Origin of the sequence: Actinomadura atramentaria DSM 43919 (assembly GCF_000381885.1) — a bacterium.
Classification (GTDB): Bacteria; Actinomycetota; Actinomycetes; order Streptosporangiales; family Streptosporangiaceae; genus Spirillospora; species Spirillospora atramentaria.
In genome coordinates, this window is sequence record NZ_KB907214.1 from 201,362 (window position 1) to 214,620 (window position 13,259).

12 protein-coding genes are annotated in these 13,259 nt (G+C 75.9%); 3 read left to right on the forward strand and 9 right to left on the reverse strand.

Translation table 11 applies throughout. The features are described 5' to 3' along the window. Positions 1 to 148: 148 nt before the first annotated feature. Positions 149 to 1,804, forward strand: coding sequence for an apolipoprotein A1/A4/E domain-containing protein (locus G339_RS0118415; RefSeq protein ID WP_033323498.1), 1,656 nt, complete (start codon positions 149 to 151; stop codon positions 1,802 to 1,804). Between the two features lie 140 nt (positions 1,805 to 1,944). After that, positions 1,945 to 2,883 (forward strand): phosphotransferase family protein, encoded by a 939-nt coding sequence (locus tag G339_RS0118420; RefSeq protein WP_026341567.1) that lies wholly within the window; start codon positions 1,945 to 1,947, stop codon positions 2,881 to 2,883. 102 nt (positions 2,884 to 2,985) lie between these two features. Here the strand turns inward: G339_RS0118420 and tsaD are convergent, their stop codons facing one another. The 9 genes from tsaD to G339_RS0118465 all read right to left on the reverse strand — a co-directional run bounded on the left by tsaD (position 2,986) and on the right by G339_RS0118465 (position 12,088). Continuing rightward, the gene (tsaD, locus tag G339_RS0118425) at positions 2,986 to 4,023 is read right to left on the reverse strand and encodes a tRNA (adenosine(37)-N6)-threonylcarbamoyltransferase complex transferase subunit TsaD (protein WP_019632556.1); all 1,038 of its coding nucleotides are present in this window, start codon (positions 4,021 to 4,023) and stop codon (positions 2,986 to 2,988) included. Then, positions 4,023 to 4,490 carry a ribosomal protein S18-alanine N-acetyltransferase gene (rimI, locus tag G339_RS0118430; RefSeq protein WP_033323584.1) on the reverse strand — a complete coding sequence of 156 codons (468 nt, stop codon included), beginning with the start codon at positions 4,488 to 4,490 and terminating at the stop codon, positions 4,023 to 4,025. The genes tsaD and rimI overlap by 1 nt, the downstream gene beginning before the upstream one ends. Positions 4,491 to 4,513: 23 nt before the next feature. Next, positions 4,514 to 5,200 (reverse strand): tRNA (adenosine(37)-N6)-threonylcarbamoyltransferase complex dimerization subunit type 1 TsaB, encoded by a 687-nt coding sequence (gene tsaB / locus G339_RS0118435; RefSeq protein ID WP_019632558.1) that lies wholly within the window; start codon positions 5,198 to 5,200, stop codon positions 4,514 to 4,516. Between the two features lie 41 nt (positions 5,201 to 5,241). Further along, entirely contained in the window at positions 5,242 to 7,308 is a 2,067-nt protein-coding gene (locus tag G339_RS40480) for a hypothetical protein (RefSeq protein ID WP_026341568.1), read from the reverse strand. Between the two features lie 130 nt (positions 7,309 to 7,438). Next, the gene (gene tsaE, locus G339_RS0118445; RefSeq protein ID WP_276203771.1) at positions 7,439 to 7,939 is read right to left on the reverse strand and encodes a tRNA (adenosine(37)-N6)-threonylcarbamoyltransferase complex ATPase subunit type 1 TsaE; all 501 of its coding nucleotides are present in this window, start codon (positions 7,937 to 7,939) and stop codon (positions 7,439 to 7,441) included. Next, entirely contained in the window at positions 7,936 to 9,036 is a 1,101-nt protein-coding gene (locus G339_RS0118450) for an alpha/beta fold hydrolase (protein WP_019632560.1), read from the reverse strand. The genes tsaE and G339_RS0118450 overlap by 4 nt, the downstream gene beginning before the upstream one ends. Continuing rightward, positions 9,029 to 10,159: an alanine racemase gene (alr, locus tag G339_RS0118455; RefSeq protein WP_019632561.1), complete on the reverse strand. Its 1,131-nt coding sequence runs from the start codon at positions 10,157 to 10,159 to the stop codon at positions 9,029 to 9,031. The genes G339_RS0118450 and alr overlap by 8 nt, the downstream gene beginning before the upstream one ends. Before the next feature lie 59 nt (positions 10,160 to 10,218). Next, positions 10,219 to 11,709 carry a bifunctional ADP-dependent NAD(P)H-hydrate dehydratase/NAD(P)H-hydrate epimerase gene (locus tag G339_RS0118460; RefSeq protein WP_019632562.1) on the reverse strand — a complete coding sequence of 497 codons (1,491 nt, stop codon included), beginning with the start codon at positions 11,707 to 11,709 and terminating at the stop codon, positions 10,219 to 10,221. A gap of 4 nt (positions 11,710 to 11,713) precedes the next feature. Beyond that, positions 11,714 to 12,088, reverse strand: a complete 375-nt coding sequence (locus G339_RS0118465; protein ID WP_026341569.1) for a holo-ACP synthase — start codon at positions 12,086 to 12,088, stop codon at positions 11,714 to 11,716. 238 nt (positions 12,089 to 12,326) lie between these two features. On the opposite strand from G339_RS0118465, the gene G339_RS0118470 reads away from it, so the two are divergent. Further along, positions 12,327 to 13,199 (forward strand): helix-turn-helix domain-containing protein, encoded by an 873-nt coding sequence (locus G339_RS0118470; RefSeq protein ID WP_019632564.1) that lies wholly within the window; start codon positions 12,327 to 12,329, stop codon positions 13,197 to 13,199. The last annotated feature ends 60 nt before the right edge of the window (positions 13,200 to 13,259 follow it).

Here is a 13,259-nt window from a genome sequence, read left to right on the forward strand (position 1 = left end):
CAGATTCCCGGCTCGTCGGCCTTTCCGCGCACTTGTTTCCGGCGCCGCCGACGCGGTCCGGCTCAAGATCCCGAAGCACTACAGTGAGCCGCCTCACGATTCATTGCCGGACGCCCTTTCACCGTCCCGGCGCACGAAGGAGCCTCGCGTGGAAACGAATCAGCACTTCCTGCGGACAGGGGGTCAGCCGGTCTCGGACCGGATGCGGGAGCTGCTCGCCCGTGCGGCGCAGGACCACGTCTACGAACAGCGCTCGCAGGGCCAGGTGCTGGACGAGGTCCGGCAGCGGCTCGAGGGGATGGAATGGCTGCTGCGGGAGGTGCGCGAGCGCGAGCTGACCGGGCTGACGGGGCAGCTCGACACCGTCCGGGGCCAGGTGGACACCGTCCGGGGGCAGGTGGCCGACCTGTCCGGCCGGACGCCGGACTGGGCGACGGGCCTCGCCGAGCACGTCACGTCGCACGTCGCGTCGATGGGCGAGCGGATGAAGCCGGTCGCGGAGCTGCCCGCGCTGTGGGCGGACGTCGGCGTGGTGGCCGAGCAGGTCGAGGACGGTCTCGGCCGCATCCAGACGGTGCTGGACGCGGCGCGGGAAATCAGCGAGGCGACCCGGCAGGCGTCGCAGCGCGTCACGGAGATGACCAAGCGCCTCGACAAGCTGCAGGGCAGCATGGAGGCCGCGTCGGTCCGGTTCAACCGGCTCGACAAGTCCCTCGCGGACCTGGGCCACCGCAACGACCGGCTGGAGCACTCGATCACCGGCGTCGCCACCCGCGTCGAGCGGTCGCTGGGCGACATGGCCGAGCGCGTCGAGCAGGGCCTCGACGCCGTGAACGGCCGCGTCGAGGGCGTCGGCGGGCGGCTGGACGGGCTCGACGGGCGGCTGAGCGGCCTCACCGGGAAGTTGGAGGGGATCGACGGCCGCTTCGAGCGCGTCGACGACCGGCTGGAGGACGTCGCCGTCCGCGTCGACCGGCTCCCGGCCGTGCTGGAGATCGCGGACCTGCGCCGGACGCTGGCCGAGCTGGCGGCCCGCCCGGTGCTCGACCACGACGACCGGTTCGACGCGCTGGAGGAGCACCTCGCGGAGGCCGTCAACCCGCTGCTGGACGAGCTGCGCGCCCGCCCGGACCGCGACGAGGTCGAGGCGGCGCTGGCCCGCGTCGCGGAGGCGGCGGGCGGCGACGCGGCCGAGTTCGCCCGCCGGTTCTCCGCCCTCCACGACGAGGTCCGCGCGGGCGTCGAGGGCCTCCAGGAGGAGGTCGGACGCCGGGTGGACGGCGCGCTCGGGGACTTCACCGCCCGCGTGGAGCTGGTGTCGCGGCGCGTCGAGTCCGTCCACGCGGACGTCGCCGAACGCGTCGAGCGGCAGGTCGGCAAGCAGGTCGAGAAGCAGGTCGAGGCGGTGCGCGACGAGGTGGCGCGGCAGGTCGGCGGCGTGCGCGAGGACGTCTCGCGGCGGCTCGGCGACGCCCAGCACGACCTGGCCCGGCAGGTCGGCGGCCTGGTCGAGACCGTGACGCGGCAGGTCGGCGGCGTCCAGGACGAGGTCGCCAAGCGCGTCGACGGCGTGCAGGACGAGGTCGCGCGGCGCACCGAGGCGGTCCAGGCGGAGGTCGGCCGCCGCTTCGGGGACGTGCAGGACGAGGTCGGCCGCCGCGTCGAGGCGATCCACGGCGACGTCGCCAAGCAGGTCACGGCCGTCCACGAGGACGTCCTGAAGCGCCTCTCGACGCTGGAGGAGACGATGCTCGCGCTGGCCGAGGCGCTGCTGCGCCCGCGCCGCGACGGCAAGGAGCCGTGACCCGCCGCCCGGTTCACCCCGGTTCCTCCGGATCACTGCCCGCTGGCCCGGACTTCGTGACTCATTCACCGTGATGACGTGCGACGTGTGACGTTCCGTCTTCGCAAAATCACTCCCCATGCCCGCCGGAATCCGTTTTGATGGATCTCGTGACCGACTCGGACGCGACCCGTCGCCCGCCCGGCCGGCGGACGCTGCGCTGGATCGAGGAGTGCTGCGGCCTGGGCTCCACGGTCCGGGGCATCCGCGCGCTGCCCGGCGGCGGCCACGCCAACCACGCGCTCGTCATCGAGAGCGGCTCCGGCGAGGTCGACAAGTACGTGCTGCGCCGCTGGGCGCCGCCCGCCGACGAGCGCGAGGCCCGGCTCGCGGCGGAGTACTCGCCCGAACGGGAGATCGCCGCGCTGACCCTGATGCGCGGCAACGAGGTCGCCGCGCCCGAACTCGTCGCGGCCGACCCGGCGGGCGTCTACGCCGAGGCGCCGTCGCTGCTGCTGCGCGAGCTGCCCGGCACCGCACTGCGCCCCACGCCGGGCGACCTGGCGGTCTTCCTGATCCAGGTGGCCGCCGCGCTGGTCCCGATCCACGCCGTGCGCGGCGCGGCGTCGATGCCGCCGTACATGCCGCTGGCCGGTCCGGAGCGGCCCGCGCCGCCGCGCTGCTCGGCCCGGCCGGACCTGTGGGAGCACGCGATGGACGTCGCGGCCGGGCCCGCGCCGACCGCGCCGCCGGTGTTCGTCCACCGTGACTACCAGCCCGACAACACGCTCTGGTCGTTCGGCGCGCTCAGCGGCGTCGTGGACTGGTCGGAGGCGTCCTGCGGCCCGGCCGCCGTGGACGTCGCGACGATGCGCGTCCACCTGGCGCTGCGCTACGGGCTGCCGGTCGCCGAACGGTTCCTGGCGGTGTACGACCAGGTGTCGGGCGGCTACGACCACGACCCGCTGTGGGACGTCCGCGCCGTGGTCGACCTGCTGCCGGAACGCAACGGCCGCGTGCTCGACGAGGCGCAGGCGCGGCTCCACGAGGACTTCCTCAGCGCGGCGCTCGCCGAACTCGGCACCGCCGCCACGGGCTGACGGAGCGGCCCCGGCCACGGCGCGCGTGCGTTGACCGCCGCCGGGGAATCCACGCCGACGGCGGAGCGCGAAGCGATGCCGCACTCGCCCAGGCGAGGCCGCTTACAGGGACACGACCTCGATCGGCAGGCTGGAGTCCGCCGGGAGGCTCAGCGCGGACGGCGCGATCCCCGCGCCGACCAGTTCCGCGCCGAGCGCCGCGACCATCGCGCCGTTGTCGGTGCAGAGCTTCGGACGCGGGATGCGCAGCCGCACCCCCGCCGCGTCGCAGCGCTCCTGCGCGAGCGCGCGCAGCCGCGAGTTCGCGGCGACGCCGCCGCCGATGACCAGGTCCCCGACGCCGTGGTCGCGGCAGACCGCCAGCGCCTTGCGCGTGAGGACGTCCACGACGGCCTCCTGGAACGACGCGGCGACGTCCGCGACGGGCACCGCCTCGCCCGCGCGCTGCCGCGCCTCGACCCAGCGGGCGACGGCCGTCTTCAGCCCGGAGAACGAGAAGTCGTAGGTGCCGTCCGCGTACTTGCCGCGCGGGAACGCGATGGCGGCGGGGTCGCCCGCGCGGGCGGCGCGGTCGATGTGCGGGCCGCCGGGGAACCCGAGGTCCAGGACGCGCGCGACCTTGTCGAACGCCTCGCCCGCCGCGTCGTCCACGGTCGCGCCGAGGGACTGGACGTCCGACGCCACGTCCGGCACGAGCAGCAGCGACGAGTGCCCGCCCGACACCAGCAGCGCCACGCACGGCTTGGGCAGCTTCCCGTGTTCGAGCTGGTCGACGGCGACGTGCGCGGCGAGGTGGTGGACGCCGTACAGCGGCCGGCCGAGCGACAGCGCGTACGCCTTCGCGGCGGCGACGCCGACCATGAGCGCGCCGGGCAGGCCGGGCCCGGCGGTGACGGCGAACGCGTCCACGTCGGCGAACGTCAGGCCCGCCTCGGCCAGCGCCCGCTCGACGGTCGGCGTCATCGCCTCCAGGTGCGCGCGGGACGCGACCTCCGGCACGACGCCCCCGAAGCGGGCGTGCTGCTCGACGCTGGACGCGATCGACTCGCCCAGCAGCGTCGTGCCCCGGACGATCCCGACGCCGGTCTCGTCGCAGGACGTCTCGATGCCGAGCACGATCGGCTCGGAGTCGATGATCATCAGCTCTCCCCCCGGGTGAAGCCGACCGGACCCCTGCGCTTCGGTCGGCGGCTCATCACGATCGCGTCCATGCCGGACGGCTGGTAGTAGCCCCGCCGCAGCCCGATCCGCTGGAACCCGAACCGCTCGTACAGCCGCTGCGCGGCGGCGTTGTCGGCGCGGACCTCCAGGAACACGGCCTCGCTGGCGCGCCGGTCGGCCTCGGCGAGCAGCTCGGTGAGCAGCGCCGCGCCGAGGCCCGCGCCGCGCTGGTCGGCGCGGACGCCGATGGTCTGCACGTCCGCCTGGCCGCCCGCCGCCGCCAGGCCCGCGTAGCCGACGATCTCGCCGCCGGCCTCCGCGACCACGTAGTGGCGGGTGCGCGGCTGGTCGGCCAGCTCGTCGCGCAGCATCTGCTCCGACCACGCGTCGTCGGGGAACAGCCGCTCCTCCAGCGCGTGGACGGCGGGCAGGTCCGCGAGCGTCATCGTCCGCAGCACGACGGGACCGCTCACGCGGGCGTCACCTTCTTGCGCGGGCCGGGCGCGGCGGCGTCCGGGCGGCGCAGGTACAGCGGCTCGGGCGGCAGCAGCTCGGGACCGGGGCGGCCGGACAGCCGCGCCACGACCAGGTCCGCGAGAGCTGTCGCGGACGGGCGCAGCGGGTCGGGGGCCGCGCCGGAGCCGCCGAGGACGTCCGAGTACAGCACCGCGCCCTCCCCGATGACGGGCAGGTCGCCGGACACGCCGTCCAGCACGTCGGCGGCCGGGCCGACCGCCGGGCCCGTGACGCGGACGCCCGCCGCGGCGTACCGCGCCCAGTAGACCTCCTTGCGGCGCGCGTCGGTCGCGACCGCGAACGGCTCGGTGCGGCCCGACGCCCACGCGATGGCGTCCAGCGTGCAGACGCCGTGGACGGGGATCTGCAGCGCCTCGCCCAGCGACCGCGCGGTGACCAGCCCGACGCGCAGCCCGGTGTAGGGGCCGGGGCCGACGCCGACCGCGATGGCCGACAGGTCGGCGGGCGCCGCGCCCGCCTCGGCCAGGACGCCCTCCACGGCGGGCGTCAGCAGCTCGGTGTGGCGGCGGGCGTCCACGGCGTCGGCGGACGCGCGGGCGCGGACCGTCTCGCCGGGAATCCACTCGTGGAGCGCTACGGTGACCGCCGCCGTCGCGGTGTCGAAAGCGAGAACCAGCACGGACGCAGCGTAGTCCAGGACGCGCGCGCCGCCGCCCGGCGTCAGCGCAGGCCCAGCTCCCCGAGCATCGCGCGCGCGGCCTCCTGCGCGCCGCCCATCGCCTGGTCCGCGCCGAGCGGCTTGCCGCCGTCGCCGCCGGTGTACCGGACGGTCACCAGGACGTTCCCGGCGCGGACGTTCGCGACGGCCGTGCCCGAACCGTCGCCGCCGTCCTGGCTGTAGACGATGTAGTTCTCCTCGCCGAGGCCGTCCACGCGCTTCTTGTCCTTGAACGTCTGGCCGCCGAGCAGCGACTTGCCGGACTCGTCGGCGGCGCGCTCGGACTCGAACGCCTTCGTCGCCGTCTGCGTCGCGGTGGCCGCGCCCGCGGCGTCCACGGCGCGCAGCTCGACGGCCAGCACGCGCTTGCGGGAGCCGGTGTACGCGCCCCAGACGCACTGGTTCTGCCGGTCGCTGGCCTGGTAGTTGTCGGCCGTGGTCCGGTCGGCGTGCGGGGCGAGCTTGTCGGCGGTCGCGGCGGGCAGCGTGGTGCAGGCGTCGGGGACCTCGGTCTGCTCTCCCGCCGCCATCGGGGTCTGGACGGCGACGTTGCCGCCCGTCGTCGCCTCCCCGCCGCCGTGCCCGCTGACGACGAGGTAGACGGCGAACGCGCCCGCCGTCACGCCCGCCAGCACCCCGGCGAGGACGAACGGGACCCGCCCGCCCCGCCCGCGCTCCCGCACGACCCGGTGGTTGCCGCTCGCGGACCGCCGCGCCCCCGAACTCCGCGAACTCCCGCCGCGCGAACCAGACGAACTCGCGCTGGGCGAACTCGCGCTGGGCGAACTCGCGCTGGGCGAACTCGCGCTCCGCGAGCCCGTACGCCGAGCGCCGGTGTCGTTCGAGTCCTGCCAGCGGTCGCCCGCCCTGGTACCCGTGGCCGGGGAACTCGTGTCCGGGAAGCCCGCGTCGGCTGAGCCCGTGCTCGGAGAGCCCGTGTTCGGGGAGCCCGTGCTCGGGGAGCCCGTGCTCGGGGAGCCCGTGCTCGGAGAACCCGTGGTTGGGAAACCCGCGCTTCGAGAGCCCGTGCCGTTCGCGCCGACGTCACGCGCGCCGACGCCTTCCCAGCGGGTTCCCGAGAAACGCGCGTTCCGTCCGGTGTCCGCGCCGCCCGGGCGCTCTTCGCCGGACGAGCCGCCGCGCGCCCGCGCCGAGTCGCGCACGGCGTCGGCGGGCGGCGTCCCGTACGGCCCGGTCTCGTACGGCCCGAAGGCACCGCCGCCGTACGGCCCGGACCCGGACGACCCACCGAACGCGCCCGAGTCGGACGGACCGCCGAACGCGCCGGAGTCAGAAGACCCGCCGCCGTACGCGCCCGAGCCGACGGGCCTGCCGTACGCCCCGGACCCGTACGCCCCGGACCCGGACAGCCCGCCCACGCCCGAGCCGGATGACCCGCCCACGCCCGAGTTGGTGGGGCCGCCGTACAGGCCAGAGTCTGCGGGGCTGTTGTAGGGGCCAGAGCGGGAGGTACCGCCGTACGCGCCGGAGTCCGCCGGGCTGCTGTAAGGGCCGGAGTTCCGCTGGCCGGAGCCGTACGCGCCCGAGCCGTACGCGCCGCCGCCGTACGCGCCGGAGTCCGCGGGGCCGCCGAACGCCCCGGAGTCGGTGGGGCTGCCGTACGCCCCAGAACCGGACGACCCGCCGAACGCGCCGGAGTCCGCGGGGCTGCTGTAGGGGCCCGAGCCGGAGGGACCGCCGAACGCGCCGGAGTCGGTCGGGCTGGGGTAGGGGCCGGAGTTCTGCTGGCCGGAGCCGTACGCGCCGCCGCCGTACGGGGTCGGTTCCTGCGAGCCGGTCGTGTAGGGGCCCGTGGCGTGGCCGCCCGTGGGCTGTTCGCCCGTGTTGAACGAGCCCGTGCTGAACGCGCCCGTGTCGAACGCCGCCGTGCCGGGCGCGCCCGTGCTGAACGCTTCCGTGCTGAACGCGCCCGTGCCGGGCTCCCCCGTACCGGGCGCGCCCGGGTCGGAAACGCCCGTGTCGGGCGCGCCCGCGGGGTGCCCGCTGTTCCACCAGGCAGCGCGGTAGCCCTCCGTGCCGCGGTCGTCGCCGCGCTGGCCGCCGTTCACCGGATCCCACTCCTACCAAGCGACAAATCTACTGATTTGCGAAGGTGAGCCTACGTTCCGGCAAAGGGTACGACATCCTCCCGCAAAGGTGTCACTTACCCCTTACGGAAAAATATGAAGAGGTTTCGCATCAGTGCAGATCATCGGGCATGTGCGCCCACCGCGCGCCCACCCCGGCGACCCGGACGACCCGCTCCTCGCCCGTTCCCTCGGGCCCCCGGGAAATGATCAATTCCAGCCGCTCGTCGGCCAGCCCCTCCGCGAGCCCCGCGCCCCATTCCACGATCGTCACGGCGTCGTCGAGGGACGCGTCCAGGTCGAGGTCGTCCAGCTCGGCGAAGCCGCCGAGGCGGTAGGCGTCCACGTGGACGAGCGCGGGCCCGTCCCCGAGCGGCGGATGCACGCGCGCGATGACGAACGTCGGCGAGGTGACCGGCCCCCGCACGTTCAGCCCCGCCCCGATGCCCTGCGTCAGGGTCGTCTTGCCCGCGCCGAGGTCGCCGGTGAGGACGAGCAGGTCGCCCGCCCGCAGCAGCCCCGCGAGCCGCTCGCCGAACGCCCGCATCTCCTCGGCGGTCGGCACCACGACCGCCACCGCGGCGGAAACCCCGTCGGAAACCCCGTCGTTCACGCGCTCTGCTCCCTCGGTTCGGACCGCACCCGGCCGGCCAGCCGCCGCACCGCCCCCGTCACCGCGCCGGGATGCTCCAGCGGCAGCACGTGCCCGGCGTCGGCGATCTCGACCAGTTCCCCGCCCAGCGCCGCCGCGACCGCGCGGCCGTGCTCCGGCGGGGTGAACCGGTCCCGCCCGGCGACCAGCACGATCGACGGGACGCGCGCCAGGACGGCCAGCGCGTCCGCCTTGTCGTGCCCGACGAGCGTCGGGTAGAACTCCGCGATCACGTCGATCGGCGTCGCGCGGATCATCTGCTCGGTGAAGTCCACGACGGACGGGCTGACGTACCGGTCGGCGAACGCCATCCTACGGGTGACGACGAACGCCAGATCGGCCCCCGCGCCGCGCACCCGGTCGACCAGGTCGGCGCGCCGCCCGAGGCCGCGCAGCGTCCCCGGCGCGATCGGCCGGATCAGCTTCGCCAGCACCAGCGGCAGCCCGAGCGTCATCTCGCTCAGGTCGCCCGCCGAGGTGTTGACCAGCACGGTCCCGACGACCCGCTCCCCGAACAGCTCGGGACGCGCCGCCGCCAGCGCCATGATCGTCATCCCGCCCATCGAGTGGCCGACGAGCAGGACGCGCCCGTCCGCCGGGACCGTCGCCGCGAGCACCGCCGCCAGGTCCGCCCCGGTCTGGTCGATGGTCGCCGACGCCGGGTCGCCGCGCCCGGACCGCCCGTGGCTGCGCTGGTCCCAGTAGACGTACCGGACGCCGTCCCCGAGCTGGCCCGGCAGGTCGCGCCGCTGGTAGTGCCAGGTGTGCAGGTTCAGGCAGTAGCCGTGGCAGAAGACGATCGTGAGCGGCGCGTCGTCCGGACCGTCGGCCTCGACGTGCAGCGGCAGCCCGTCCGACGCGAGGACGGGCACCGGCGTGCCGCGCCGCGCGCCGAACGCCTCCGCCGCGTCCGGGTCGGGCCGCAGCCGCATCCGCCCGACCGCCAGCCGCCGCAGCCCGACCGCCGCGCCGATCCCGGCCGCGCCCGCGCCCGCGACGGCCCCGGCGATCCCCGCCTTGCGCCGCCGGCTCGACGGGACGCGCGCCCGCTCAGACATCCGGCCCCCCGGTGTAGACGCGCGGCACCCGGCCGCCGATCCGCGTGACGATCTCGTAGGAGATGGTGCCGAGCGCGTCCGCCCAGTCCTGCGCGGTCGGCTCGCCCCGGTCCCCCGGCCCGAACAGGACGACCTCGTCGCCCGCCGCCATCGCGTCGTCGCCGAGGTCGATGACGAACTGGTCCATGCAGACGCGGCCCGCGATGCGGCGGCGGCGTCCGGCGGCGAACACCTCCAGCAGGTTCGACCCGTGCCGGGGCACGCCGTCGCCGTACCCGGCGGGCACGACCGCCAGCGTCGTCTCCCGCTCGGTGACGTAGGTGTGCCCGTAGGACACGCCCGCGCCCGCCGGGACGCGCTTGACCAGCGCCGCGTCCGCCGTCAGCGTCATCGCGGGCCGCAGCCCGAACCCGCCGCGCGCCGGGATCGGCGTCAGCCCGTACACCGCGATGCCGGGCCGGACGACGTCGAACCGCGCCTCCGGCAGCGTCAGCGCCGCCGCCGAGTTCGCCAGATGCTTCACCAGCCGCCGCCCCGCCGCCTTCTCCGCGTGCGCGGCCATCTCGGTGAACGCCGCGAGCTGCCGGACGATCGACGGATGGCCCGGCTCGTCCGCGCACGCGAAGTGCGACATGACGCCGACGACCTCCAGGACGCCCGCCGCCTCCGCCGCGAGCACCGCGTCGACCAGGCCCGCCCAGCCGCCGGGGCCGGTGCCGCCGCGCGTCATGCCGGTGTCGGCCTTGAGGTGGACGCGCGCGGGCCGCCCGGCGCGCGGCGCGGCGGCGGCCAGCTCGTCCAGCATCCACCGGTCGCCGACGACGAGGTCCACGCCGACCGAGACGGCCTCCGCGTACGGCTCGCCGGGCACGCTCAGCCCGGCCAGCACCGGCACGCCCGCCACCCCGGCCGCGCGCAGCGCCAGCCCCTCGGCGACCTTCGCGACGCCGAGCCACGTCGCGCCGCCCGCCAGCGCCGCGCGCGCCACCGGCACCAGGCCGTGCCCGTACGCCTCGGCCTTGATCATCGCCATGACCTCGGCGCCCGCCGCGCGCTCGCGCAGCAGCGCGACGTTGCCGCTGACGGCGTCGAGGTCGACGCGGGCCTGTGCAGGACTGCTCATAATCACCCAGTGTGCCGCTCGGTCCCCGGTGGGCGGTGCGCCGCCCGCCCCCGGGACGGTCAGTCGAGCGTGCGGAACGCGTCCGGCAGCGCCGCCAGGACGTCCTCCGCGCTGATCGGCGCCTCCGCCCCCGCGCGGCCCGCCGCGAGCCGCGCCGCGAGCCCGTGCAGGTACGCGCCCGCCGCCGCGGCCTCCAGCGCCGCCATCCCGCCCGCCAGCAGCGCGCCGATCAGCCCGGACAGGACGTCGCCCGTCCCGGCCGTCGCCAGCCACGGCGTGCCGGTCCGGTTGACGCGGACCGGCCGGTCGGTCTCGGCGACGAGCGTGGTGGAGCCCTTGAGCAGCACCGTCGCGCCCAGCTCGTCGGCGGCGCGGCGGGCGTGCTCCAGCCGCCGCGCCTCGATCGCGTCGCGCGGGACGCCGACCAGCCGGGACAGCTCGCCCGCGTGCGGGGTGAGGACGGTCGGCCGCTCGCGGCGCAGCAGCGCGCGGCGCAGCGCGTCCGAGCGGGACACGGCGTTGAGGCCGTCCGCGTCGACCAGGACCGGGACGTCCGCGCCGAGCACCGCGCCGACCAGCGACTCCGCGCGCTCGCCCGCGCCGAGGCCGGGCCCGACGACCCACGCCTGGACGCGGCCGACGCGCTCCAGCACGTCCGGCCCCGGCTCGATGATCGTCGTGACCGTCTCCGGCCGCGCCTGCCGGACGAGCTCCACGGCGTGCTCGTCGGACGCGAACCGCACCATCCCCGCGCCGCCCCGCACGCCGCCGCCCGCGCTCAGCACCGCCGCGCCCGGGTACGCCCCGCTGCCCGCGATGATCCCGACGACGCCGCGCCGGTACTTGTCGGACTCGGGGCCGGGCGCGGGCGGCCGGACGTCGTCGGGCCGCGCCGCGACGACGTCGGGGTCGGGCAGGTCCGCGCCGAGGCCGATGTCCACCAGCTCCACCACGCCGCACCGCGCCGCGCCCGGATCGACGAGCAGCCCCGGCTTGTGCGTCCCGAACGTGACGGTGACGTCCGCGTGGACGGTCTCGCCGCGCACCTCGCCGGTGCCCGCGTCCACGCCGCTCGGCACGTCGCACGCCACGACCGTGCCGGGCGCGCGCGACGCCAGCCGGGCCAGCGCCGCGTGCGGCTCGCGCAGCGCCCCGGACCCGCCGATGCCGGTGAGCCCGTCGATGATCAGTTCCGCCGCGTCGAGCTCCGCCGCGACGGCCGCGCCCGGCGGATCGCCGACCGGCGCCGTCCGGCCGCCGGCCGCGCGCAGCGCCGCGACGCCGCCCGCGTGCGCGGACCGCCCGGCGGTCAGCGCGACGACCCGCGCGCCGCGCCGCGCCAGCCGCGCGCCCGCGTACAGCGCGTCGCCGCCGTTGTCGCCGCCGCCGACCAGCAGCACGACCCGCGTCCCGTACACGCGCGGCAGCAGCCGCGCGCACACGGCGGCGAGCCCGGCCGCCGCGCGCTCCATCAGCGCGCCCTCCGGGAGCCGCGCCATCAGGGCGCGCTCCGCCGCGCGGACCTTGCCGACCTCGTGCGCGTACCGCATCGGACTACTCCGTCTCCGCTGGTTGTTCCCGCGCCTCGGCGATCACGACCGCCGTCGCGATGCCGCCGTCGTGGCTGAGCGAGACGTGCCAGTCCGTCACGCCGCGCTCGGCCGCCGCCGCCGCGACCGTCCCGGTGACGTGCAGGACGGGCCGCCCGCCCGGCCCGCGGCGGACCTCGGCGTCGGTCCAGCGCAGCCCGCCGGGCGCGCCGAGCGCCTTGGCCAAGGCCTCCTTGGCGGCGAACCGCGCGGCCAGCGACCGGCCGGGCAGTCCGCCCTCGGCCGCGGTGAACAGCCGCGCGCGCAGGCCGGGCGTCCGCTTCAGCGACGCCTCGAACCGCGCGATGTCCGCCACGTCGACGCCCACTCCCACGATCACATACCCAGGGTGCCACGGTGATCACCCGCGTCCCCGGGTTACCCGTGCGTCACAGGCGCTACGGGCCGCGTGCGGCCGGTCCCGGCGGTTCCCTGGCCGCCGCCGATCCCGTGCGCTACGGTCGAATTTCCCTGCAAATTTCAGTGTGCGGTACGGCTTCGTTCATCAATCGGCGCGAACGAGGCGAGTACGGCAGACTGCCCGTTGTGATCCCCCTCCCCGCAGAGGTCAGCCAGCGATGAGCGCGTCCCGCGGTCCCACCGTCCGCCAGCGGAGGCTGGGCATCGAGCTGCGCAGGCTCCGCGAGCTGAAGTCCATGACGGGCGACGAGGTCGCGTCCCGCCTCTCGTGGTCGACCGCGAAGGTGAGCCGGTTGGAGAACGCGCGCACCGGCGCCCGCGTCGGGGACGTCGCCGCGCTGCTGGAGCTGTACGGGGTCACCGGTACGCAGCTCAGCGAGCTGATGACCCTCGCGCAGGACGCCGCCGAGCGCGGCTGGTGGGAGGACTACCCCTCGATCGGCCCGGACTACGCGCAGCTCATCGCGCTGGAGGCGGACGCGGGCCGGGCCCGCTGCTGGGAGAACCTGGTCGTCCCGGGGCTGCTGCAGACCGAGGCGTACGCCCGCGCGGTGATCCGCGGCTGGGAGGTCGTCGCGACCGTCCCGCCGACCGAGCTGGAGCGGCTGACCAAGGTCCGGATGCTGCGCCAGCAGGTGCTGCGCGGCCCGCACCCGCTGGCGCTGGACGTCGTCCTGGACGAGTCGGTGCTGTGGCGGCGCATCAGCGATCCCGCCACGATGGCCGACCAGCTCACCGCGCTGCGCGGCGCCGCGCGCGAGCCGTGCGTCTCGGTGCGCATCCTGCCGCTCCGGCACGATCACCCGATCCTCGGCTCGTCCTTCACGCTGCTCGAATTCGCGGATCAGCATCTTGTCCCGTTTCCGGACGTTGTGCATACCGAAAGCCTCACTTTCAGCTATCTGACGAGTGAGGCCGAGACGCACCGCTACCGCCTCGCGCACGAGCGGATGAAGGCCGATTCACTGGATCACCACGCGTCGCTGGAGCTCCTGGCCGAAATGGCCGCGCGGTGGCGCGCCAAGGCGTGACGGACGCCCGCTGATACGGCCGTTCCGCAGCGGCGAACCAGCTCTCTCCTGATAAAGTCA